We start from the raw sequence: 22,303 nt of genomic DNA, 5'->3' as shown, positions 1-22,303 counted from the left end.
CGTTCAGGACCAGCGGCCGGTGCGCCCCAGCAGCAGCGCGGTGGCCGCGGTCCCCGCGGTCGACGTACGCAGCACGCTACGCCCCAGCCGGTACGCCTTCGCACCCGCCTGCGCGAAGAGGTCCAACTCCTCGGGGGAGACGCCCCCTTCGGGTCCGACGACGAGCACGATCCGTCCGGCCGTGGGCAGTTCGGCCGTGGCGAGCGGCTCGCTGCCGTAGTCGCGGTCCTCGTGCAGCACCGCCGCGAAGTCGGCCTCGGCCAGCAGGGCGGCCACCTGCCTGGTCGTCGCGGCGTCCGCGACCTCGGGGAAGCGCACCCGGCGGGACTGCTTGCCCGCCTCGCGCGCCGTGGCCCGCCACTTGGCGAGCGCCTTCAGGCCCCGGTCGCCCCGCCACTGGGTGATGCAGCGGGAGGCGGCCCACGGGACGATCGCGTCCACGCCGGTCTCGGTCATGGTCTCGACGGCCAGCTCGCCCCGGTCGCCCTTGGGCAGGGCCTGCACCACGGTCAGCCGCGGCGACTCCGCGGGCTCCTCTGCCAGGGAGCCGACGCGGACGATCAGCCGGTCCTTGCCCTCGGTGTCGAGGACGACGCACTCCGCCCAGCGCCCGGCGCCGTCGGTGAGCACGACGTCCTCCCCCTGCCGCAGCCGCTTCACGGACACCGCGTGCCGGCCCTCGGGTCCGTCGAGGACGTACCGTCCCGCGCCGTCCGTGTCGAAGCGGTCGACGACGAACACCGGCGCCGTCATCGGTCCGCACCCCCCGTGCCGCCGGCCGTGGACAACGCTGTCCTGACCGCGTCCAGCTCGGCGCACAGCACCTCCACCAGCTGCGCCGCCGGAAGTTCACGGGCCATCCGGTGCCCCTGCCCCGCCCACAGCGCCATGCCCTGCGCGTCGCCCGCCCTGGCCGCCGCCTTGCGCAGCGGGGAGGTGAGGTGGTGGACGTCGGGGTACGCGGCGGGCGCGTACGGACCGTGCTCGCGCAGGAAGCGGTTGACCAGGCCGCGCGCGGGACGGCCGGAGAACGCGCGCGTCAGTTCCGTGCGGACGAAGAGGGGGTTGGTCAGGGACTGCTTGTGCACGGCGTGCGCACCGGACTCCGGGGTGGCGAGGAACGCGGTGCCGAGCTGCGCGGCGTCCGCGCCCGCGGCGAGCACCGCGGCGATCTGGCTGCCGCGCATGATGCCGCCGGCGGCGACGACCGGGATCTGCACGGTCTCGCGCACCTGGGCGATCAGGGAGAGGAGCCCGATCCCCGTGCCGTCCGTCTCCGGGTTGTCGCGGTGGGTGCCCTGGTGGCCGCCGGCCTCCACGCCCTGCACGACGACGGCGGCGGCACCCGCCCGTTGCACCGCGAGGGCCTCCTCGGCCGTGGTCGCGGTGATCATGGTGAGCGTGCCGACCCGGGCGAAGGAGTCCAGGACGTCGCGGGTGGGGCAGCCGAAGTGGAAGGAGACCACCGGCACCGGGTTGTCGAGGAGGACCGCGAGTTTGGCGTCGTAGCCGTCGTCGCGGCCGCTGTCCGGATCGCCGAGCTCCGTCTCGTACCAGGAGGCCTCGCCGGCCAGCTGGTGGGCGTACACCTCGACGGTGGCCGGGTCCGCGTACTCGGGCTGCGGCATGAAGAGGTTGACCCCGAAGGGCCGGCCCGTCAGTCCACGCAGCTGCTTGATCTCCTGGTACATGCCGTCGGCGGTCTTGTACCCGGCGGCGAGGAACCCGAGCCCGCCGGCCTCGGACACGGCGGCCGCGAGGTGCGGGACGGAGACGCCGCCCGCCATGGGGGCCTGCACGATCGGGTGTGGGAAGAGATCGGTCAGTGCGGAGGACATGACGGCATGTTGTCACGTCCTCCGAACAAGTCAGAAATCCGGACTTCCGGCCGCCACGGGCCGTCGGGACGGACGGTCCGCGGTGCTTCTCCGCCCCCGCCGCACCGCCCCGTGCCCCGCTCCGCGGGCCCGTCCCGCGGACCCGGAGCGGGTGCCTTCCCGCCCCGGCTCGTGCCGTGCCGGGACCCCGGCTCCGGCCCCCTGGGGCCTCGGCTTCCGCCCCGCCGGGGACCGGCCCCGCCCGGGCCGCGCCGCCCTCGGAGGCCGGGCGGGCCGGGCACGGAGAGCCGTCCGGGCTCAGCGGCCGTTGAACGCGTCCTTGAGACGGGAGAACAGACCCTGCTGGCCCGGCTGGAACTGCCCGGTCGGACGCTCCTCGCCGCGCAGCTGCGCCAGCTCCCGCAACAGCCGTTCCTGCTCGGGGTCGAGCTTGGTCGGCGTGGTGACCTCGACGTGCACGATGAGGTCGCCCCGGCCACCGCCGCGCAGATGCGTGACACCGCGCCCGTGCAGCGGGATCGACTGCCCGGACTGCGTGCCGGGCCGGATGTCGACCTCCTCCAGACCGTCGAGGGTCTCGAGCGGCACCTTGGTGCCGAGCGACGCGGCGGTCATCGGGATGGTGACCGTGCAGTGCAGGTCGTCGCCGCGGCGCTGGAAGGTCGAGTGCGGCAGTTCGTGGATCTCGACGTAGAGGTCACCGGCGGGACCGCCACCGGGCCCGACCTCGCCCTCGCCCGCGAGCTGGATCCGGGTGCCGTTGTCCACGCCCGCCGGGATCTTGACCGTGAGCGTGCGCCGGGACCGGACGCGCCCGTCGCCCGCGCACTCCGGGCAGGGGGTCGGCACGACGGTGCCGAAGCCCTGGCACTGCGGACACGGGCGGGACGTCATGACCTGGCCCAGGAACGACCGGGTGACCTGGGACACCTCGCCGCGTCCGCGGCACATGTCGCAGGTCTGCGCGGAGGTCCCCGGCGCGGCGCCCTCACCGTTGCAGGTGGCGCACACGACGGCCGTGTCGACCTGGATGTCCTTCGTGGTGCCGAAGGCGGCCTCGTCCAGCTCGATCTCGAGCCGGATCATGGCGTCCTGGCCGCGCCGCGTGCGCGACCGGGGGCCCCGCTGCGACGCCGTGCCGAAGAAGGCGTCCATGATGTCCGAGAAGTTGCCGAAGCCACCGGCGCCGAAGCCGCCCGCGCCTCCGCCGCCCGCCTGGGACAACGGGTCGCCGCCGAGGTCGTAGACCTGCTTCTTCTGCGGGTCCGACAACACCTCGTACGCGGCGTTGATCTCCTTGAACCGCTCCTGCGTCTTCGGATCGGGATTGACGTCCGGGTGCAGCTCGCGTGCGAGCCGCCGGAAAGCCTTCTTGATCTCGTCCTGGGACGCGTCGCGGCGCACGCCGAGCACGGCGTAGTAGTCCGTGGCCACTTAAGACTCCGCCAGGATCTGTCCGACGTACCGTGCCACCGCTCGTACCGCTCCCATCGTTCCCGGGTAATCCATGCGGGTCGGTCCGACCACGCCGAGTTTGGCTACTGCCTCGTCGCCCGAACCGTAGCCGACGGAGACCACGGACGTGGAGTTGAGTCCCTCGTACGCGTTCTCGTGACCGATCCGTACGGTCATGCCCGAATCCCCCGCCTCCCCCAGCAGTTTGAGGAGCACGACCTGTTCCTCCAGCGCTTCGAGCACCGGTCTGATCGTGAGGGGAAAATCATGTCCGAAGCGGGTCAGGTTCGCGGTGCCGCCGATCATCAGACGTTCCTCGGTCTCCTCGACGAGCGTCTCCAGAAGAGTGGAGAGCACCGTCGCGACCGTACCCCGGTCGTCCGCCTCGAAGGCGTCCGGCAGGTCCTGGACGAGCGGCGGCACATCCGCGAAGCGGCGGCCGGCGACCCGGCTGTTGAGCCGGGCCCGCAGATCCGCCACGGAGGTCTCCCCGAACGGCGCCGGGCAGTCGATCATGCGCTGCTCGACCCGTCCGGTGTCCGTGATCAGGACGAGCATCAGGCGGGCCGGGGCCAGCGACAGCAGCTCCACGTGACGCACGGTCGATCTGGTCAGCGACGGGTACTGGACGACGGCGACCTGCCGCGTCAGCTGCGCGAGCAGCCGCACCGTCCGCCCGACGACGTCGTCGAGGTCGACCGCGCCGCCGAGGAAGTTCTGGATGGCCCGCCGCTCGGGCCCGGTCATCGGCTTGACGCCGGCGAGCTTGTCGACGAAGAGCCGGTAGCCCTTGTCGGTGGGGATGCGCCCGGCGCTGGTGTGCGGCTGGGCGATGTATCCCTCGTCCTCCAGGACCGCCATGTCGTTGCGGACCGTGGCCGGGGAGACCCCGAGCTGATGCCGCTCCGTCAGCGCCTTGGAACCGACCGGCTCCTCGGTGCCGACGTAGTCCTGGACGATGGCGCGCAGCACCTCGAGCCTGCGTTCACTCAGCATCGCGCACACCTCCAGTCGTCCGTCCCGCGTGGCCTCGCCTGGCACTCAGCGCGTGCGAGTGCCAGCATTCCCCGGCCCAGTGTACGGCCGGTGGGTACGCCCCCGGCAAGGGCGGGCCCGCGATCTTGCGCACGTATGCCGACGTGTCCCGTGATGTCTCACCGGCGTCCGCCCTCCCGCTAGCGTCACCGTATGAAGGTGACTTGGGAAGGGCCGGGGTGGGAGGAACTGGCCCCGCACGTGGGGCGGCGGCGGCTCCCGGGCTGGGACTGCACGGCCGGGCTGGTGGCGGGCGGGGACGCGGCGCTCATGGTCGACGCGGGGGCGAGCCTCGGGGAGGGCGCACGGTTGCGTGCCGAGGCGCGCCGGCTCCTCGGCCCGGACCGGGACGTGACACACCTCGCACTCACCCATCCGCACTTCGACCACGTCCTCGGCGCGGCGGCGTTCACGGGCACGCCGGTGTTCGGCGCGGCCGGTCCCGGCGGGGCGAGCCCGTACGGGGGCGAGGAACTGCGCCTGGACGCCGTACGCCACGGTCTCGGCCCGCGGGAGGCCGCCGAGGCCGCGGCCGCCCTGGTCCCCCCTTCGCACCCCGTGGCCGGCGAGCGGACGCTCGACCTGGGCGGCGGGGTGCGGGCCCTGCTGGCGGACGTGGGTCCCGGTCACACGGCGCACGACCTGGTGGTCCTGGTGACCGGGGCGGCCGGTGCCCGGAAGGTCGTCTTCTGCGGGGACCTGGTGGAGGAGTCCGGCGAACCCCAGGCGGGTCCCGACGCCGTCCCCTCCCGCTGGCCGGCCGCGCTGGACCGGCTGCTCGCCCTGGGCGGCGAGCAGGCGGTGTACGTGCCGGGTCACGGCGCCGCGGTGGACGCGGCGTTCGTCCGGGCCCAGCGGGACGCGCTGGCGACACGTTTCGGCGTGTCGTAGGGATCTCCGCGACGCCTCGCCCCCGGTTCTCCTATCGTCATCCGAATGCGCCAGTACTCTCCGGATCTCACCCCGCCGTGGAAGAAGCCCAAGCCGGTGCCCGAGGTCCCCGCGGACCCGGGCCTGGTGGTCGAGGAGCCCGGTACGGGGTTCTGCGGGGCGGTGATCGGCTGCGAGGCGGGCACCGTGACCCTGGAGGACCGCTTCGGCAAGCACCGGGTGTTCCCGCTGGAACCGCGCGGCTTCCTGCTGGAGGGCAGGGTGGTCACGCTGGTCCGTCCGGCCGCGGGACCGGTCCGGCCCGGCCGCACGGCATCCGGTTCGGTCGCCGTGCCGGGCGCCCGGGCGCGCGTGGCCCGGGCCGGCCGCATCTACGTGGAGGGCCGCCACGACGCCGAACTGGTCGAACGGGTCTGGGGCGACGACCTCCGCATCGAGGGGGTCGTGGTCGAGTACCTGGAGGGCGTCGACGATCTCCCGGCGGTGGTCGACGAGTTCGCCCCGGGACCGGACGCGCGGCTGGGCGTGCTGGTCGACCATCTGGTGCCCGGTACGAAGGAGTGGCGGATCGCGGAGGCCGTCACCAGCGACCACGCGCTCGTCCTCGGCCACCCGTACATCGACGTCTGGGAGGCCGTGAAGCCGTCCTCCGTGGGCATCGCCGCCTGGCCCCGGGTCCCGCGCGGGCAGGACTGGAAGACCGGCGTGTGCCGGGCGCTGGGCTGGCCGGAGAACACCGGTGCGGCCTGGCAGCACATCCTGTCCCGGGTGCGTTCCTACAAGGACCTGGAGCCGGAACTCCTGGGCCGGGTGGAGGAGTTGATCGACTTCGTCACGGCGCCGCCGGAGTGACACCGGGGCGCCGGGCGCGGACCACGGACGAACGGGTGCTCAGTCGACCAGATCCCGGACCACCGCGTCCGCCAGCAGGCGTCCGCGCAGGGTGAGGACGGCACGGCCCTCGTCGTAGGGGCCGTTCTCCAGGAGGCCGTCGGAGAGCGCGCGGCGGGAGGCGGAGAGGCCCTCCGGGCGGAGCAGGGAGAGCGGGCAGCCGTCGCGCAGCCGCAGTTCGAGGAGGATCCGCTCGACGCGGCGGTCCTCGCCGGAGAGCAGCTCGCGTCCGGCCCCGGGGGACTTCCCGGACGCCAGCGCCGCCGCGTACGCCCCGGGGTGCTTCACGTTCCACCAGCGCACGCCGCCGACGTGGCTGTGGGCTCCGGGCCCGGCCCCCCACCAGTCCGCGCCGCGCCAGTACAGCTCGTTGTGCAGGCATCGGCCGGCCTCGGAGGCGGCCCAGTTGGACACCTCGTACCAGTCGAAGCCCGCCGCGGCCATCACCTCGTCCGCGATGAGGTAGCGGTCCGCGTGCACGTCGTCGTCCGTCATCGGGACCTCGCCCCGGCGGATGCGCCGGGCCAGCTGGGTGCCCTCCTCGACGATCAGGGCGTACGCGGAGACGTGGTCGGGACCGGCGCCGAGGGCGGCGTCCAGCGAGGCCCGCCAGTCGTCGTCGGACTCGCCGGGCGTGCCGTAGATCAGGTCGAGGTTCACATGGTCGAAGCCCGCCGCGCGCGCCTCGGCGACACAGGCCTCGGGGCGTCCGGGGGTGTGGGTGCGGTCGAGCACCTTCAGTACGTGCTGCCGGGCGCTCTGCATGCCGAAGGAGATCCGGTTGAAGCCCCCGGCCCGCAGCGTCGCGAGGTACGCCGGGTCCACCGACTCCGGGTTCGCCTCGGTGGTGACCTCGGCGTCGTCCGCGAGCCCGAACTCCTCGCGGACCGCGTCCAGCATCCGCACCAGGTCGTCGGCGGCCAGGAGGGTCGGGGTACCGCCCCCGACGAAGACCGTGCGGACCGGGCGCGGGTCGTCGCCGAGCACCTTGCGGGCGAGCCGGACCTCGTCGATCAGGGTGGACGCGTAGTTGTCGCGGGAGGCGAGCACGCCTCCGGTGCCCCGCAGCTCGGTGGCCGTGTAGGTGTTGAAGTCGCAGTACCCGCAGCGGGTCGCGCAGTACGGCACGTGGAGGTAGAACCCGAGGGGGCGGTCGGCGGCCCCGGCCAGGGCGTGCGCGGGCAGCGCCCCGTCGTCGGGGACGGGCTCGCCGTGGGGAAGTGCGGAAGGCATGTCTTCCATTGTCCCGTACGCGGCCGCATGCCCCTTTCCGCGCCCGTCCGCCCGCCTCTCCACCGCCCGTCGTCCGGCCGGGCGGGGGCAGCGGCGTCCGGGCGCCTGGTGCGGCTCCGGGCTACTCCGCCTGCAGCACCAGCAGGGCCAGGTCGTCCTCCGGCGGTCCGTTGCCGAACTCGTGCACCAGTCGCCGGATCCGCTCCGCGACCGGCTCGGCGCCGAGTCCCGCGCACCCCGCGAGGGCCCGCGCGAGCCCCTCGTCGTCGTCGAACTGGCGCGGCCCGCTGCGCCGCTCCGTCACCCCGTCGGTCACGCACAGCACGGTGTCGCCGGGATACAGGTCCAGGGTCTCGGAGACGTAGGTCGCGTCCTCGAAGACGCCGAGCAGCGTCTGCGGCTCGGCGACCTCCCGTACGTCGCCGCCGGGGCCCAGGATCAGCGGCAGGGGGTGGCCGGCCGAGGCGAGGGTGCAGCGCACGCCCCCGTCGAAGGGGACCAGTTCGCCGTAGAGCATGGAGAGGAAGCGGGTCTGGGGGCCCTCGTCGGGGCCGAGGCCGGGGCCGCCCGCGGCCACCAGCGCGCGGGCCGCCGCGTCGGCCGCCTCCGTCGCGTCGTCGAGCAGGAGCTGGTTGAGGCGGTCCAGGACATCCGCGACCTGGTACCCCTCCCGGGCCAGCAGTCGTACCCACGGCCGGGCGAGCCCGATCACGACGGCGGCCTCGGGTCCCTTGCCCTGTACGTCGCCGAGGACGAAGCACCAGCGCCCGTCACCGGCCGGGAACACGTCGTAGAAGTCCCCGCTGGGCCCGCCCTTGTCCAGCGGTTCGTACACGAGGGCGCTGACCACCCCGGGGATCTCGGCGACCGCGCCGGGCAGCAGGCCCCGCTGGAGGACCCGGCTGATGGTGGCCTGCCGCGCGTACTGGCGGGCCGCTCCGATGGCGAGGGCGATCCGCCGGCTAAGGTCCTCGACCAGCCCGGTGATCTCGTCGGGGAAGCAGGTCAGGCCGGCCCGCCCGATGACGAGCGTCCCGAGCGGCCGGCCGCCGGCGATCAGCCGGTAGGCCAGCGCCGCCCCGCCCACCCGGCCGTCCCCGCCCGTCCGGCCCGCCTCGGCCGCTCCGTCGGGCTCGCCCCGCCCGCCCGTACCGCTCGCGCCGCCCTCCTGGTCCGTGTCCCGGCCCGGCAGGTCGTCCGCGTCCAGGGTCTCCCCCGGCCAGGGCACGGGCACGGCGCGGGAACGGACCGAGTCGGGGAGTCGGGGCGGGTCCTTCTCCAGTGCCCGGCGCAGTTCCTCGATGCGGTTCTCGCTGCCGTGCCAGACCCGGGCGAGCCGCGGCCCGAGCGCCAGCCCGAGGCCGCCCGCCCGGTCGGTGGCCTCGTCCTCCAGCCAGACCGCGCACCAGTCGGCGAGGCGGGGCACCAGCAGCTGCCCGGCGAGCGCGGCGACCAGGTCCTCGTCGAGCTGGCCGGCGAGCAGGTCGGAGGCCTCGGCGAGGAAGGAGAGCGCGCCGCGGTTGAGCCAGTCGTGGCCGCGGGACGGATCACGCCCGGGCTCCGTCCCGGGTGTCCCCGCTCCGGGGGTCCCGGAGCCGAAGAGCGCGCCTTCGCGCCCCCCGGCGAGTTCCCCGGCCTGCGCGGCGGGGTCTCCTGCGGTGTACGTCCCCGTCCACGCGCCGCCGCCCGGGGGCGCACCGTCCCACCAGGCACCGCCTGCCGTTCCCGTACTGCCTGCCGCCCCCGCACCGTCCGCCGTTCCCGCGCCGCGTTCCGTCCTCGTACCGTCCGCCGTTCCCGCGCCGCGTTCCCGCACCGCGGCGGAATCGTTCCCCCCATGGCGGTCGGGACCCTCCGTCGTGTCCGGGGTCCCCGCGTCGCGCCGGTCCCGGTCCGCGCCGGATGCCCGGTCGCCCGGACCGCGGCCGACGCGCACCTCCCCCGCCGCGAGCGGCCCGGTGCCGGTGGCGCCTCCCGCCTCCCCTGTCAGCCCGAGTCCGGCGCCGAACTCCGCCGCGCCGTCCACGGGCAGCCGCGCCCACACGGTCTTGACGCCGGTCCGGTAGGTGATGCCCCAGGCCTCGGAGAGCGCGGCGACGAGCCGCAGGCCCCGCCCGTACTCGGGCGTGCCGTAAGGGCGTTCGGCCGCGTCCTCGCGCACCGCGCGTGAGGGGTGGTGGTCGGAGACCTCGATGATCACCGCCCGCAGCGTGGCCGCCCCGCCGTCGTCGCCGGTCTCCAGCCTGCACTGCAGTTCCACGTCCGTGCCCGCGTGCACGACCGCGTTGGTGACGAGCTCGCTGACGATCACGACCGCGTCGTCGCGGAGGCGCTCATCGACCGTCACCGCGCCGGGAAGCGCGAGCGCCGCCCAGTCGGCGAGCGCCTCACTCACCAGCCCTCTGGCGGCGCCCGGCGCGAGCGGGGTGCCCGGCAGCGCCACGCGCACGACCGTCTCCAGGTCGGCACGGTGGTGCGCGGGCGCGTCCGGGGCAAGCGCCATGGAGTCCCGCCGGGACTCCCGTTGCGTCGGAATGGCCCCCACTGTGCAGCTCCCTGAGCAGTTCGGACGAATACGCCTCAGGCGACACGGACAGAGTGACAGACTGAACCCGCCCATAAGCGCCGAGTTACCGAAGTGGGCTGCCATGAGTGCGAACCGTGCTACGCGCGTGCTCGAAGAAGGACAGAATCGGGCATCCGAAGACGGCCGGATCCGGGCGTCCGATCCACGACAGCCGCTCGCCACGCCGACCGCCGCAGGCGACGACGACAGCGACGGCAACAGCGACGGCGACTTCACCGAGGTGCCGGAGGCGGGGTACGGCCCGGCGGGCGGACCTCGTCACCCGGGGTGACAGCGGTCCCGCAGCCGTCACCCCGGGACCGAGCACGACCGGGGAGGCCGCGGTCCCGCCGACGACCGAGTGAGGCACCGTCACCATGAGCGCTGAGGAAACGACCGACGAGCGCGCCGGCATCCTCCTGGTCGACGACATGGAGGACAACCTGATCGCACTGGAGGCCGTCCTGGGGTCCCTCAACGAGCCGATGGTGCGCGCGCGTTCGGGCGAGGAGGCGATGAAGGCGCTGCTGCGGCAGCGCTTCGCCGTCGTCCTCCTGGACATCCGCATGCCCGGCATGGACGGTTTCGAGACCGCCACGAACATCAAGCGGCTCGACCAGACCAAGGACGTCCCGATCATCTTCCTGACCGGTACCGACGCCGGCGCGGGCTACGCCTTCCGCGGTTACGCCACCGGTGCCGCGGACTATCTGACGAAGCCGTTCGACCCCTGGGTGCTGCGCGCCAAGGTCACCGTCTTCCTCGAACTGCACCGCAAGAACATGCAGCTGGAACGGCTGCTGGCACGGGAACAGGCCCACGCCGCCCGGATCAGCGCGCGACTGGCAGCCCTGGAGGCGCAGTTGGCCACCGAGGACCCCCCGAACGTGCCGGACCTGCGCAGGCAGGTGAGAGAACTGCGGCACCTGGTGACGAGGGCGGCGGCCGGCACCCGCGCCCCGTGAGGGACGTGAGCGGCGGCCGCCGCGACGGATGCAGGGTCCCTCTCCGTGAGCGGCACGGAGGGTCACTCGCCGGTGCGGACACGGCGGACCGCTCGCCCCGGCCCCGGAGGGCCCGATGCCGGGCGGGCGGTCCGGCCGCCGCGGGCTCACGCCTCGCGCGTACCGGCGTACATCTCCTCGATCAGTCCCTTGTACTCCCGCTCCACGACCGGCCGCTTCAGCTTCAGGCTCGGTGTGATCTCGCCGTGCTCGACGTCGAGGTCACGCGGCAGCAGCCGGAACTTCTTGATCGTCTGCCAGCGCTGGAGCCCGCTGTTGAGCTCCTTCACATAGCCCTCGATCAGCTCCACGGTGACGGGGGCGGCCACGACCTCGGCGTACGGGCGGCCCTCCAGCCCGTTCTCCTTCGCCCACTCCAGGATCGACGGCTCGTCGAGGGCGATGAGGGCGGTGCAGAAGTTCCGGTCGGCGCCGTGCACGAGGATGTTGGAGACGTACGGGCAGACCGCCTTGAACTGGCCCTCCACCTCGGCGGGCGCGATGTACTTGCCGCCGGAGGTCTTGATGAGGTCCTTCTTGCGGTCGGTGATCCGCAGGTATCCGTCCGGGGACAGCTCGCCGATGTCGCCGGTGTGGAACCAGCCGTCGGCCTCCAGGACCTCGGCGGTCTTCTCCGGCAGCCCGTGGTAGCCCTCCATGATGCCGGGACCGCGCAGCAGGATCTCGCCGTCGTCCGCGATGCGCACCTCGGTGCCGGGCAGCGGCTTGCCGACGGTACCGGTGCGGTAGGCCTCGCCGGGGTTCACGAAGGAGGCCGCGGAGGACTCCGTGAGGCCGTACCCCTCCAGGATGTGGATGCCGGCGCCCGCGAAGAAGTAGCCGATCTCGGGAGCGAGGGCGGCGCTGCCGGAGACGCACGCGCGCAGTCTGCCGCCGAAGGCCTCGCGGATCTTGGCGAACACGAGCGCGTCCGCGACCTTGTGCTTGGCCGCGAGCGCGAAGGGGACCGAGGCGGTGCCGGTGCGGCGGAAGTTGTCCTGGCCGGCCTTCGCGTACGCGCGGGAGACCTCGGCGGCCCACTGGAAGATCTTGTACTTGGCGCCGCCGCCGGCCCGCGCCTTGGCCGCGACCCCGTTGTAGACCTTCTCGAAGATGCGCGGGACGGCCGCCATGTACGTCGGCTGCACCACCGGCAGATTCTCGATGATCTTGTCCACCCGGCCGTCGACGGCGGTGACGTGACCGACCTCGATCTGGCCGGAGGTGAGCACCTTGCCGAAGACATGGGCGAGCGGCAGCCAGAGGTACTGCACGTCGTCGGGACCGAGCAGTCCGGTCGAGGCGATGGCCTTCGCCATGTACGACCAGTTGTCGTGCGGGAGACGGACACCCTTGGGACGGCCCGTGGTGCCGGAGGTGTAGATGAGGGTGGCGAGCTGGTCGGCGGTGATCGCGCCGACCCGGTCCTTGATCAGCTCGGGGTTCTTCTCCAGGTGGGCGGCGCCGCGCGCCTCCAGCTCGGCCAGGCTCAGGACCGCGTCGCCGGTCTCGACACCGGCCGGGTCGATGACGACCACATGGCTCAGCTCGGGCAGTTCGGCGCGCTTCTGCGCCACCTTGGCGAGCTGGGCCGCGTCCTCGACGATCAGGACCCGGCTGTCCGAGTCGGAGAGGATGAACGCCGACTCCTCGGCGTTCGTCTGCGGGTAGATCGTCGTGGTGGCCGCGCCCGCGCACATGATGCCGAGATCGGCGAGGATCCACTCGACCCGCGTGGAGGAGGCGAGCGCGACGCGCTGCTCCGGCCGCACACCCAGCTCGATCAGTCCGGCCGAGATGGCGAAGACCCGCTCGGCGGCCTGTGTCCAGCTCAGCGACTTCCAGTCGTCAGCGGCACGGCCCGCGGGCGTGGCCGCCCGCTCGGGCGAAGCCGGGGCTCCGGGGGCGGCCGGCACGGGGTAGCGGTAGGCCTCGGCGTCCGGTGTGGCCGCCACGCGCTCCAGGAAGAGGGCCGCAACGGACGGCGGACGGTTCTCGATCAGGGTCTGTGTGTCGCTCACGACATCCTCCGGGGCCCGCGACAGTGCGGCTGGCTGGCTCATTGCGGCTGTTGTTTAACTCGCGAGTAACTATCGAGCAGTGATCAGAGTAGAGCGCGTCCGGCCGGTGCGTAAGGGGCGGCGTCCTGTCACTTCCTACAGAGAGCGACGGTCCGCATGCGCGAGGGCCCGCCACGCGAATGCGCGACGGGCCCTTGAAATCGGCGAATCGGCCTACCCGGGACGGCTACTTCTTGCCCTTGCCGCCGCCGGCGCTGTCGTCACTGGAGAGCACGGCGATGAAGGCCTCTTGCGGAACTTCCACAGAGCCCACCATCTTCATCCGCTTCTTGCCCTCCTTCTGCTTCTCCAGCAGCTTCCGCTTACGGGAGATGTCACCGCCGTAGCACTTGGCGAGGACGTCCTTGCGGATGGCGCGGATGGTCTCGCGGGCGATGACCCGGGAGCCGATGGCCGCCTGGATCGGCACCTCGAAGGCCTGCCGCGGGATCAGCTCGCGCAGCTTGGCGACCAGCCGGACGCCGTACGCGTACGCCGCGTCCTTGTGCGTGACCGCGGAGAAGGCGTCGACCTTGTCGCCGTGCAGGAGGATGTCGACCTTCACCAGGCTGGAGGCCTGCTCGCCGGTGGGCTCGTAGTCCAGCGAGGCGTAGCCGCGGGTCTTGGACTTCAGCTGGTCGAAGAAGTCGAAGACGATCTCCGCGAGCGGCAGGGTGTAGCGGATCTCGACCCGGTCCTCGGAGAGGTAGTCCATGCCGAGCAGGGTGCCGCGCCGGGTCTGGCACAGCTCCATGATCGCGCCGATGAACTCCGAGGGGGCGAGGATGGTCGCCCGGACGACCGGCTCGTACACCTTGTCGATCTTGCCCTCGGGGAACTCGCTCGGGTTGGTGACCGTGTGCTCGCTGCGGTCCTCCATCTCGACGCGGTAGACCACGTTCGGGGCGGTCGCGATCAGGTCGAGCCCGAACTCGCGCTCCAGCCGCTCGCGGATCACGTCGAGGTGCAGCAGTCCGAGGAAGCCGACACGGAAGCCGAAGCCCAGCGCCGCGGAGGTCTCCGGCTCGTACACCAGCGCCGCGTCGTTGAGCTGGAGCTTGTCCAGGGCGTCGCGCAGCTCGGGGTAGTCGGAGCCGTCCAGCGGATACAGGCCCGAGAAGACCATGGGCCGGGGGTCCTTGTACCCGCCGAGCGCCTCGGTGGCGCCCTTGTGCAGGGTGGTGATCGTGTCACCGACCTTGGACTGGCGGACGTCCTTCACGCCGGTGATGAGGTAGCCCACCTCACCGACGCCGAGGCCGTCGGCCGCCTTCATCTCGGGGGCCGAGACGCCGATCTCCAGCAGCTCGTGGGTGGCGCCGGTGGACATCATCCGGATGCGCTCACGCTTGTTGAGCTGGCCGTCGATGACACGGACGTACGTCACGACACCGCGGTAGGAGTCGTACACGGAGTCGAAGATCATCGCGCGGGCGGGCGCGTCCTGGACGCCGACCGGGGCGGGGATCTCCGCGACGACCTTGTCGAGCAGCGCCTCGACGCCCAGGCCGGTCTTGGCGGAGACCTTCAGCACGTCCCCGGGGTCGCACCCGATGAGGTTCGCGAGCTCCTCGGAGAACTTCTCCGGCTGCGCGGCCGGCAGGTCGATCTTGTTCAGTACGGGGATGATCTTGAGGTCGTTCTCCATCGCCAGGTAGAGGTTGGCGAGAGTCTGCGCCTCGATGCCCTGAGCCGCGTCGACCAGCAGGACCGTGCCCTCGCAGGCCGCGAGCGACCGTGACACCTCGTACGTGAAGTCGACGTGCCCCGGCGTGTCGATCATGTTGAGGATGTGGGTCTTGCCCGGGTTCTCGGACGGTGCCCAGGGCAGCCGGACCGCCTGGGACTTGATCGTGATGCCGCGCTCGCGCTCGATGTCCATCCGGTCGAGGTACTGAGCGCGCATCTGCCGCTGCTCGACCACCCCGGTCAGCTGGAGCATGCGGTCGGCGAGCGTGGACTTGCCGTGGTCGATGTGCGCGATGATGCAGAAATTGCGGATCAGAGCCGGGTCGGTACGGCTCGGCTCGGGCACATTGTTAGGGGTCGCGGGCACGCAGGGTCCTGTCTCTTGAGGCGCCTGTCGCCTCGGGTCGGATCGATACGTAGGCTCCATGGTCCCACGGGTGGGGAGCTGCGACCGGTTTGGGCCGGTCGGGCGGCGGCTGGTAGCCTGGGTGGCTGTGTCTCATGCCCTCTCTGCACGAGGCACACCCCAAGGAAATCAAACGGCGGGCGAGACGTGCTGTCTCGCGCGCCTGAACCTGTAAAGGCTCATTCGTGGCGAACATCAAGTCCCAGATCAAGCGGATCAAGACCAACGAGAAGGCCCGGCAGCGCAACAAGGCCGTCAAGTCCTCTCTGAAGACCGCGATCCGCAAGGCCCGCGAGGCTGCTGCCGCGGGTGACGTCGAGAAGGCCACCGAGTACACGCGCGCCGCGTCGCGCCAGCTCGACAAGGCCGTCTCGAAGGGCGTCATCCACAAGAACCAGGCCGCCAACAAGAAGTCGGCGCTTGCTTCGAAGGTCGTTGCCCTCAAGGGCTGAGTCCACCTCGACTTGACCGCCGGAAGGGACCAAGCGGGCCCTCTCATCCGCTCCTGACCGGCACCCCCGGAACCGTGCGCGGCCTGCGTTCGCCACGCGGGCACGGATCCACAGGCTTGAACCGAAGGCCCCGTCCCTCTCCTTCCCCAGGAGACCGGGCGGGGCCTTCGCGTTCCCGGAAACCCCGCCGCCATCCTCCGGACGAGGTGAGGGGCGGCGGGGCGGCTGGCGGCTGGCGGCTGGCGGCTGGCGGCTGGCGGCTGGCTGTCGTACCACCGGGGGTGGCGCCGGACGGACAATGGGCGGGGCGCGTCGTGGTGGGCGCCTGGCCCTGGGCAGCGACCTGCCGCGCACTCGCGCCGACGGGCGGTGTCCTGACGTGTGATCGGGCGGCGCCTTGTCGGCGTCCCGCGACGAGCGGGCGACGTCGCGGCGAACCACCGGGCGGCGGACGCCTGACCGTGGGCGGCGGCCTGTCGCGCACGCGCGCCGACCGGCGGTGTCCTGCCGGGTCATCGGCCCGTGTCATCGAGCGGCAGACGATCCCCTGCCGTACCACCGCGGTATCGGAACCGCGGGCTCTAGCTCCGTCGGGAGCGGGCCGCGCGGGCGATGGCCACGACCGCCTTCTCCAGCGCGTACTCGGGGTCGTCCCCGCCACCCTTGACCCCGGCGTCCGCCTCCGCGACCGCCCGCAGTGCGACGGCCACGCCGTCCGGCGTCCATCCCCGCATCTGCTGGCGCACCCGGTCGATCTTCCACGGCGGCATGCCCAGCTCCCGGGCGAGGTCGGCCGGCCGACCGCCGCGCGCGGAGGACAGCTTGCCGATCGCCCGCACGCCCTGCGCCAGCGCGCTGGTGATCAGGACCGGGGCGACCCCGGTCGACAAGGACCAGCGCAGTGCCTCCAGCGCCTCGGCCGCCCGTCCTTCCACGGCCCGGTCGGCCACGGTGAAGCTGGACGCCTCGGCCCGCCCGGTGTAGTACCGGCCGACGACGGCCTCGTCGATCGTGCCCTCGACATCGGCGGTCAGCTGGGAGACCGCGGACGCCAGCTCCCTCAGATCGCTCCCGATGGAGTCGACGAGCGCCTGGCAGGCCTCCGGTGTCGCGGACCTGCCCAGGGTCCTGAACTCGCCCCGCACGAACGCCAGCCGGTCCGCCGGCTTCGTCATCTTGGGACACGCCACCTCACGGGCCCCGGCCTTGCGCGCGGCGTCGAGCAGCCCCTTGCCCTTGGCCGCGCCCGCGTGCAGCAGCACGAGGGTGATCTCCTCGGCCGGCGCGCCCAGATACGCCTTCACGTCCTTGATGGTGTCGGCGGACAGGTCCTGCGCGTTGCGTACGACCACGACCTTGCGCTCCGCGAAGAGCGACGGGCTCGTCAGCTCGGCCAGCGTGCCGGGCTGCAGCTGGTCCGGGGCGAGGTCCCGGACGTCCGTGTCGGCGTCGGCGGCCCTGGCGGCGGCCACCACCTCCCGCACGGCACGGTCGAGCAGGAGATCCTCCTGGCCCACGGCGAGCGTGACGGGGGCGAGAGGGTCGTCTTGTGCGGTCTTCTTGGCCATCCCCGACAGCATCCCACGCGCCACCGACAACGCACGCCGCGCGCTCCGGGCCCGGCCCGGCGGTCCGACCGGCGGCCCGCCCGGCACCGTGGCCCCCCGCCCGTGCCGGCGAGGGTCTACGGCTCCTCGCGCCAGCCGTCCCACTCCGCCGCGAAGTCGTCCAGCTCCTTCGGGTCGAGCCGTTCCTCCGTGTCCGTCAGGACCACCAGCCACTGCGCGTCCTCGGCGTCGTCCTCGCCGGCCAGCGCGTCCCTGACGAGCTGCGGCTCCTCCGCGAGCCCGAACCGGTCGCCGACCGCCTCCGCGGCCTCTTCCGCCGCGTCGCGGTCCGGCAGCACCAACACATGTCTCACGTCACTCACGAGGGACATTTTCCGCTACGCCCGACCGGACCGACGCCGGGGTCCCGCCCGCCGCCGCTCCCGCCCGCCGCCCCGCGTCGCGCCGCCCGCCGGACCCGCCCGGTACAGCCGCCGACGCACCTGTCGGCGCATCCGTCGGCGCACGCATCCGTCAGCTCTTCTGGACGATCTGCACGTCCAGCTCGATCCTGATGCTCGGCCCGACCACCGCGATGCCCCGCGCGAGCATCGTCTGCCAGCTGACGGTGAAGTCGTCGCGGTGCAGCTCGGTCGTGGCCCGGCAGGCCGCCCGCACCTCGTCATCCATCCCGTTGCCGAGTCCGAGGTACTCCGTGTCGAGCGTGATCGTGCGCGTCACCCCGTGCAGCGAGAGCGCCCCGGTCACCCCCCAGCGGTTGCCGCCCCGGTGCACGAAGCGTTCGCTGTAGAACTCCAGCGCCGGAAAACGCGCCACGTCCAGGAAGTCCGCCGACCGCAGATGGTCGTCGCGCATCCTGACGTTCGTGTCGATGGACGCGGCGTCGATCACCACGTGCATCGCCGACTGCTCCATGTCCTCGGCGATCCTTATCGCCCCCGCGAACGTGTTGAACCGTCCGTGGATCCGGGCCAGCCCGATGTGCCGCGCGGTGAACGCGATCGACGAGTGCGTCGGCTCGATGTCCCAGTCACCCGGCCTCGGCAGGGCGGGCGGCTCGGAGACCTGCAGCGTCACATCACCGAGGGAGGCCAGCACGTTCTCCCCGACGACGGCGTTCGCACGGTAGGGCCGGTACCCCTCCGCCGACACCGCGAGCCGGTACTCGCCGGCCGGCACCGTCGCCACGAACGACCCGTACGGGTCCGTGCCCCCGCCCATCACCTGGCGGCCCGTGGCGTCACTGACGGTGAACTCCGCGTGCGGCACCGGCTCGCTGACCGGATCGAGCACCCGGCAGCTGAGCACTCCGGCGCTGGGCGGCACCCGCACCGCGGCGAGGGGACCCGTCCGTTGCGCCCGGTCCGTTCGGTTTCGCCACCAGCGGCCGATCATCTACGACACTCCCGCACCACGTGAAAACATCTGTTGACAAGAGCGCATTCGATCACCAGTGCGGCTTTCGGGGCAACACGGGGGTACAACACGGGAATCAAGCACATGTGCCTGGACTACGGCCGTGAGCACCGTTTGACCTATGAGAACCCCCTGTTTTCTCCGCCCCGCTCCCTGGCGGCTCACCCCTCCACCGGCGCCGCCCCGTCAGGACTTCCGTACCTCCGGCACCCGGTCCAGTTCGATCCCGAAGCGCTCCCGGTAGACCGCCAGCACCTCCTCGTCCGTGGCCTGTTCCGTCACCTCCTTCGTGCCGTCCGGCGCCGTCACCGTCAGACTGCGACCGCTGAGCGTGATCCGCCCCCCGTCCTCCGTGACCCGCGAACACACCGTCGACCGGCCGAAGTGCGACATCGGTGAGGTGCCGTGCCACCATGCGCCGGCCACGAAGTCGCCGAGCACCCGCGGCCGCACCTCCATGCGGTACTGCGGTCCGCCGTTCCGGATGACGTCCAGGTCCTCGGCCTCCCGTCGCCCGCCGACCCCCCGCACTCCCGCCGCGTCAGGTCCCGCCTCGACGACCCTGAACGTGCCACCCGGGTCGCTCTGTTCGCCCCGCTCCCCGAACGCCAGCGGAAGGTGACTGTGCGCCCCGAACCCGACGTCCGCCAGCCAGTCGCCCCCGTCCACCGTCCGCACCCGCAACGCGAGATGGTCGTACGGAATCCCGAGCCGCCCGTCCTCGCCGTACCCCCGGGCCGAGAGAAGCGTCACATCGAAGCCCAACGCACCCAGCAACGCCCCGAACAGTCCGTTCAGTTCGTAGCAGAAACCGCCCCTGCGCGCGCCCACCACCTTGTCCAGCAGATGTTTCTCCTCCAGCACGATCCCCTCTCCCAGATGGATCGACAGGTTCTCGAACGGCACCGTCCTGAGATGGCGGAGGTGCAGATCGCGCAGCACCCCGGAGGTGGGCCACGCCGGGTGCTGGGCCCCGATCCGGCGGAGATAGGCATCAGCCTGTGCGGAATTCATGACCTCAGTCTCTCGCCACGCCGAGCTCCGTGCCCGCACCGACGACAGCCAGTGCCCCGTCCTCGTCCGTCCGCAGCACCACCGCGCCGCCGGCTCGCAGCGCCGCGACCGTGCCGGGAGCGGGGTGTCCGTACGGGTTGTCCCTCCCGCAGGAGATCAGGGCGATCCGGGGCGCGGCTCTTCGCAGGAGTTCCGGATCCTGGTAGGCCGAGCCGTGATGCGCGACCTTCAGCACATCCACGGCCGTCAGCTCCGCGGCGACCGGCGACCTCAACAGCGCGCGCTGCGCCGGTGGTTCGAGATCTCCGAGCAGCAGCACCCGCAGTCCCGCCGACCGTACGAGCAGCGCGACGCTGGCGTCGTTCGGACCGTTCGGGACCGGGCCCGGCGGGCTCGGCCCGGGCCACAGGACCTGCCATGCGAGGCTTCCCGTCCGCCGCCGCTCCCCCGCCGCCGCCCGCGTCACCGTGATGCGCCGCGCGGCCGCCTCGCGCCGGACGAACTCGGCCTGCTCCGGCGGCTCCTCGAAGCCGGTCGTCTCGATCTCCCCCACCGCACGACCGCGCAGCACCCCCGGCAGCCCCGCCACATGATCGGCGTGGAAGTGCGTGAGGACGACGAGCGGGATCCGGGTGACCCCGAGCGCGGTCAGGCAGCGGTCGACCCGTGCCGGGTCCGGTCCGGCGTCCACCACCACCGCGGTGCCGTCACCCGCCGCGAGGACCGTCGCGTCGCCCTGTCCCACGTCGCACATCGCGAACCGCCAGCCGGGCGGCGGCCATCCCGTGATCACCCGGGTGAGCGGTGCGGGGCGCACCACGGCCAGCAGGAACACCACGAGACATGCAGCGGTCGCCCACCGGTGCCTCAGGATCCGTCGGCCGAGGAGCACGACCGCCACCGTGACCAGGGCCAGCAGCGACGCCCCCGGCCAGCTCCCGGGCCAGTCCACGGACCCGCCCGGCAGAGCCGCCCCGGCTCGGGCGATGTCCGCGATCCACCGGGTGGGCCAACTCGCGCACCACGCGACCGCCTTGGCGAGAGCCGGGCTGAACGGGGCGACCGCCAGCGTCATGAATCCCAGCACGGTGGCCGGCGCGACGGCGAGCTCCGCGAGCAGGTTGCACGGCACCGCCACCAGGCTCACCCGTGCCGAGAGGACGGCGACGACCGGCGCGCACAGCGCCTGTGCGGCTCCCGCGGCCGCGAGCGCCTCGGCGAGCCGGGGCGGGACCCCGCGCCCGCGCAGCGCCGCACTCCAGCGCGGGGCGAGCGTGAGCAGGGCGCCGGTCGCCAGGACGGAGAGCAGGAAGCCGTAGCTACGGGCCAGCCAGGGGTCGTACAGCACCAGCAGCAGGACCGCCGTCGCCAGCGCGGGAATCAGTGACCTACGACGCCCGGTGGCGACCGCGAGCAGCGTGATCGCACCGCAGGCCGCGGCCCGCAGCACGCTCGGATCGGGTCGGCAGACGATCACGAAGCCGAGCGTGACCGCGCCACCCAGCAGTGCGGTGGCCCGTAGCGGAACTCCGAGGCGCGGGGCGAGGCCGCGTCGCTCGGCGCGCTGGGCAAGGCCGGGCGGTCCGATGAACAGGGCCAGCAGAATCGTCAGGTTGCCTCCGCTGACCGCGAGCAGATGGGTGAGGTCCGTCGCCCTGAACGCGTCGTCCAGCTCGGGTGCGACCCGTGCGGTGTCCCCCACGACCAGCCCCGGCAGCAGGGCCCGCGCGTCCGTCTCGAGCCCGTCGGTCGCCTGCCGCAGTCCCTCGCGCAGCCGGCCGGCGAACCGCTGCGGACCTGACGGCTCCCCCACCACCTCGGGCGGTCCGCTCCCCCGCACGCGCAGCACCGCCGCGACCCGGTCCCCGCCCGTCAGCGCGGGGGCCAGCCGGCCGGCGATCCGCAACCGGGTGGACGGCAGGAGCGACAGCCAGGGCGACCTCCGGACGGCCTGCCCGGGCATCCTCCGTGGCGCCCGTGCGTCGACGATCACGAGCACCGGCGTCCGCGTCCGTACGGCTCGCCCGCTCCCGTCCGCCCTGCTCACCCGGCGGACCTCGGCATCGAGCAGCACGGCGGTCGGTGCCGCGTGATCGCCCTTGACGCGGGGCCGGGTGAGCCGTGCGTCGGAGGTGACCTCCACCTCGACGCGCACGTGGGCGAACTCCCGCGCCAGGGCCGGTACCGGTCCGCGTCGCACATCCGCCCCGTGCAGTCCCGCGGAGGCGGCTGCCGCGGCGGCGCAGAGCAGCACGGCGGCAACGGAGATCCTGGGCCACGCCCGCGCCGTCGTCCCCGGCCGCCGCGGCGGCGGTGCGCCCGGCCGGGCCCTGCCGTGCGTACGGGCCGTCCGTCCCGCCGCCAGCAGGGCGCAGGCCAGGACCCCGCAGCCGACCACCACACCGGTGGTCCGGCCGGCCGGGGCGTCCAGGGTCAGCGCCGCCGTCGCCCAGGCCGCCAGGGCGGGCGGCACGAGTCGCAGGTCCGCCGGCCCGTCCTCCCGGGGGTGCGCCCTGCCCAGCCGCTTGCCCGACGCCACGTGCACGGCCCGACGGTTCCTGGCCGCACGCGGGGCTCCGGACGCACCTCGGACCCGGCTCCTCGGTGGACCTCCGGTCCCGCCCGGGTCTCTCGTCCCGGACGGGCCACTTGTCCCGCGCGGATCACCGATCCCGGGTGGGTCTCCGATCCCGGACGGGTCACCGGTCCCGGCTGGGTCTCCGGCTCCGAGCAGGGCTCCGGTGCCAGGCGCGTCACGGAGCTCGGGCGCGGTCCGGCTCTCCGC

The 22,303-nt window shown here is 73.0% G+C and carries 17 protein-coding genes; 4 read left to right on the top strand and 13 right to left on the bottom strand.

Annotation, left to right across the window (positions count from 1 at the left end):
- Window positions 1–3 precede the first annotated feature (3 nt).
- The 4 genes from OG776_RS27665 to hrcA all read right to left on the bottom strand — a co-directional run bounded on the left by OG776_RS27665 (window position 4) and on the right by hrcA (window position 4,289).
- On the bottom strand, window positions 4–753 hold the full coding sequence (locus tag OG776_RS27665) for a 16S rRNA (uracil(1498)-N(3))-methyltransferase (protein ID WP_148013903.1): 750 nt from the start codon (window positions 751–753) through the stop codon (window positions 4–6).
- Window positions 750–1,838 (bottom strand): nitronate monooxygenase, encoded by a 1,089-nt coding sequence (locus tag OG776_RS27660; RefSeq protein ID WP_148013904.1) that lies wholly within the window; start codon window positions 1,836–1,838, stop codon window positions 750–752. Before OG776_RS27660 ends, OG776_RS27665 begins: the two co-directional genes overlap by 4 nt.
- A gap of 297 nt (window positions 1,839–2,135) precedes the next feature.
- Window positions 2,136–3,272: a molecular chaperone DnaJ gene (dnaJ, locus tag OG776_RS27655; RefSeq protein WP_148013905.1), complete on the bottom strand. Its 1,137-nt coding sequence runs from the start codon at window positions 3,270–3,272 to the stop codon at window positions 2,136–2,138.
- A complete protein-coding gene (gene hrcA / locus OG776_RS27650; RefSeq protein ID WP_148013906.1) occupies window positions 3,273–4,289 on the bottom strand; it encodes a heat-inducible transcriptional repressor HrcA in 1,017 nt (338 codons plus the stop codon).
- 192 nt (window positions 4,290–4,481) lie between these two features.
- Between hrcA and OG776_RS27645 the strand changes: the two genes are divergently transcribed.
- Both OG776_RS27645 and OG776_RS27640 read left to right on the top strand, forming a co-directional pair.
- On the top strand, window positions 4,482–5,219 hold the full coding sequence (locus tag OG776_RS27645) for an MBL fold metallo-hydrolase (RefSeq protein ID WP_148013907.1): 738 nt from the start codon (window positions 4,482–4,484) through the stop codon (window positions 5,217–5,219).
- A gap of 45 nt (window positions 5,220–5,264) precedes the next feature.
- The gene (locus tag OG776_RS27640; RefSeq protein WP_148013908.1) at window positions 5,265–6,071 is read left to right on the top strand and encodes a DUF3097 domain-containing protein; all 807 of its coding nucleotides are present in this window, start codon (window positions 5,265–5,267) and stop codon (window positions 6,069–6,071) included.
- A gap of 39 nt (window positions 6,072–6,110) precedes the next feature.
- On the opposite strand, the gene hemW is transcribed toward OG776_RS27640, so the two are convergent.
- Complete coding sequence (hemW, locus tag OG776_RS27635) at window positions 6,111–7,343, bottom strand: radical SAM family heme chaperone HemW (RefSeq protein WP_187286010.1); 1,233 nt, start codon at window positions 7,341–7,343, stop codon at window positions 6,111–6,113.
- Window positions 7,344–7,464: 121 nt separating this feature from the next.
- Complete coding sequence (locus OG776_RS27630; protein WP_329322703.1) at window positions 7,465–9,846, bottom strand: ATP-binding SpoIIE family protein phosphatase; 2,382 nt, start codon at window positions 9,844–9,846, stop codon at window positions 7,465–7,467.
- A 440-nt stretch (window positions 9,847–10,286) separates the two neighbouring features.
- Between OG776_RS27630 and OG776_RS27625 the strand changes: the two genes are divergently transcribed.
- Window positions 10,287–10,874, top strand: coding sequence for a response regulator (locus tag OG776_RS27625; RefSeq protein WP_148013911.1), 588 nt, complete (start codon window positions 10,287–10,289; stop codon window positions 10,872–10,874).
- Window positions 10,875–11,020: 146 nt separating this feature from the next.
- Here OG776_RS27625 and OG776_RS27620 read toward each other — a convergent pair whose 3' ends face one another.
- Both OG776_RS27620 and lepA read right to left on the bottom strand, forming a co-directional pair.
- Window positions 11,021–12,934 carry an AMP-dependent synthetase/ligase gene (locus OG776_RS27620; protein ID WP_329322702.1) on the bottom strand — a complete coding sequence of 638 codons (1,914 nt, stop codon included), beginning with the start codon at window positions 12,932–12,934 and terminating at the stop codon, window positions 11,021–11,023.
- 226 nt (window positions 12,935–13,160) lie between these two features.
- A complete protein-coding gene (gene lepA / locus OG776_RS27615; RefSeq protein ID WP_148013913.1) occupies window positions 13,161–15,029 on the bottom strand; it encodes a translation elongation factor 4 in 1,869 nt (622 codons plus the stop codon).
- 224 nt (window positions 15,030–15,253) lie between these two features.
- Here lepA and rpsT point away from each other — a divergent pair, with 224 nt between their 5' ends.
- A complete protein-coding gene (gene rpsT / locus OG776_RS27610) occupies window positions 15,254–15,520 on the top strand; it encodes a 30S ribosomal protein S20 (protein ID WP_148013915.1) in 267 nt (88 codons plus the stop codon).
- Between the two features lie 581 nt (window positions 15,521–16,101).
- Here the strand turns inward: rpsT and holA are convergent.
- From holA to OG776_RS27585, 5 genes are all read right to left on the bottom strand, one after another.
- Window positions 16,102–17,088 carry a DNA polymerase III subunit delta gene (gene holA / locus OG776_RS27605; protein WP_187286011.1) on the bottom strand — a complete coding sequence of 329 codons (987 nt, stop codon included), beginning with the start codon at window positions 17,086–17,088 and terminating at the stop codon, window positions 16,102–16,104.
- Window positions 17,089–17,204: 116 nt separating this feature from the next.
- Window positions 17,205–17,450: a hypothetical protein gene (locus tag OG776_RS27600; protein ID WP_329322701.1), complete on the bottom strand. Its 246-nt coding sequence runs from the start codon at window positions 17,448–17,450 to the stop codon at window positions 17,205–17,207.
- Between the two features lie 151 nt (window positions 17,451–17,601).
- On the bottom strand, window positions 17,602–18,483 hold the full coding sequence (locus OG776_RS27595) for a YceI family protein (protein WP_148012579.1): 882 nt from the start codon (window positions 18,481–18,483) through the stop codon (window positions 17,602–17,604).
- A 207-nt stretch (window positions 18,484–18,690) separates the two neighbouring features.
- Window positions 18,691–19,518 carry an arylamine N-acetyltransferase family protein gene (locus tag OG776_RS27590; protein ID WP_329322700.1) on the bottom strand — a complete coding sequence of 276 codons (828 nt, stop codon included), beginning with the start codon at window positions 19,516–19,518 and terminating at the stop codon, window positions 18,691–18,693.
- A gap of 4 nt (window positions 19,519–19,522) precedes the next feature.
- A complete protein-coding gene (locus OG776_RS27585; RefSeq protein ID WP_329322699.1) occupies window positions 19,523–22,063 on the bottom strand; it encodes a ComEC/Rec2 family competence protein in 2,541 nt (846 codons plus the stop codon).
- Window positions 22,064–22,303: the final 240 nt, after the last annotated feature.

Origin of the sequence: Streptomyces sp. NBC_01689 (genome assembly GCF_036250675.1) — a bacterium.
Taxonomy (GTDB): Bacteria; Actinomycetota; Actinomycetes; order Streptomycetales; family Streptomycetaceae; genus Streptomyces.
The sequence above is the reverse complement of the archived record's forward strand: the minus strand, read 5'-3'. Positions and strand labels throughout refer to the sequence as shown.

What these genes read in the sequence shown, in the direction of transcription:
- OG776_RS27665 (WP_148013903.1), bottom strand. Translation starts at nt 753, where the DNA reads ATGACGGCGCCGGTGTTCGTCGTCGACCGCTTCGACACGGACGGCGCG.
- OG776_RS27660 (WP_148013904.1), bottom strand. Translation starts at nt 1,838, where the DNA reads ATGTCCTCCGCACTGACCGATCTCTTCCCACACCCGATCGTGCAGGCC.
- hrcA (WP_148013906.1), bottom strand. Translation starts at nt 4,289, where the DNA reads ATGCTGAGTGAACGCAGGCTCGAGGTGCTGCGCGCCATCGTCCAGGAC.
- OG776_RS27645 (WP_148013907.1), top strand. Translation starts at nt 4,482, where the DNA reads ATGAAGGTGACTTGGGAAGGGCCGGGGTGGGAGGAACTGGCCCCGCAC.
- OG776_RS27640 (WP_148013908.1), top strand. Translation starts at nt 5,265, where the DNA reads ATGCGCCAGTACTCTCCGGATCTCACCCCGCCGTGGAAGAAGCCCAAG.
- hemW (WP_187286010.1), bottom strand. Translation starts at nt 7,343, where the DNA reads ATGCCTTCCGCACTTCCCCACGGCGAGCCCGTCCCCGACGACGGGGCG.
- OG776_RS27630 (WP_329322703.1), bottom strand. Translation starts at nt 9,846, where the DNA reads ATGGCGCTTGCCCCGGACGCGCCCGCGCACCACCGTGCCGACCTGGAG.
- OG776_RS27625 (WP_148013911.1), top strand. Translation starts at nt 10,287, where the DNA reads ATGAGCGCTGAGGAAACGACCGACGAGCGCGCCGGCATCCTCCTGGTC.
- holA (WP_187286011.1), bottom strand. Translation starts at nt 17,088, where the DNA reads ATGGCCAAGAAGACCGCACAAGACGACCCTCTCGCCCCCGTCACGCTC.
- OG776_RS27595 (WP_148012579.1), bottom strand. Translation starts at nt 18,483, where the DNA reads ATGATCGGCCGCTGGTGGCGAAACCGAACGGACCGGGCGCAACGGACG.
- OG776_RS27590 (WP_329322700.1), bottom strand. Translation starts at nt 19,518, where the DNA reads ATGAATTCCGCACAGGCTGATGCCTATCTCCGCCGGATCGGGGCCCAG.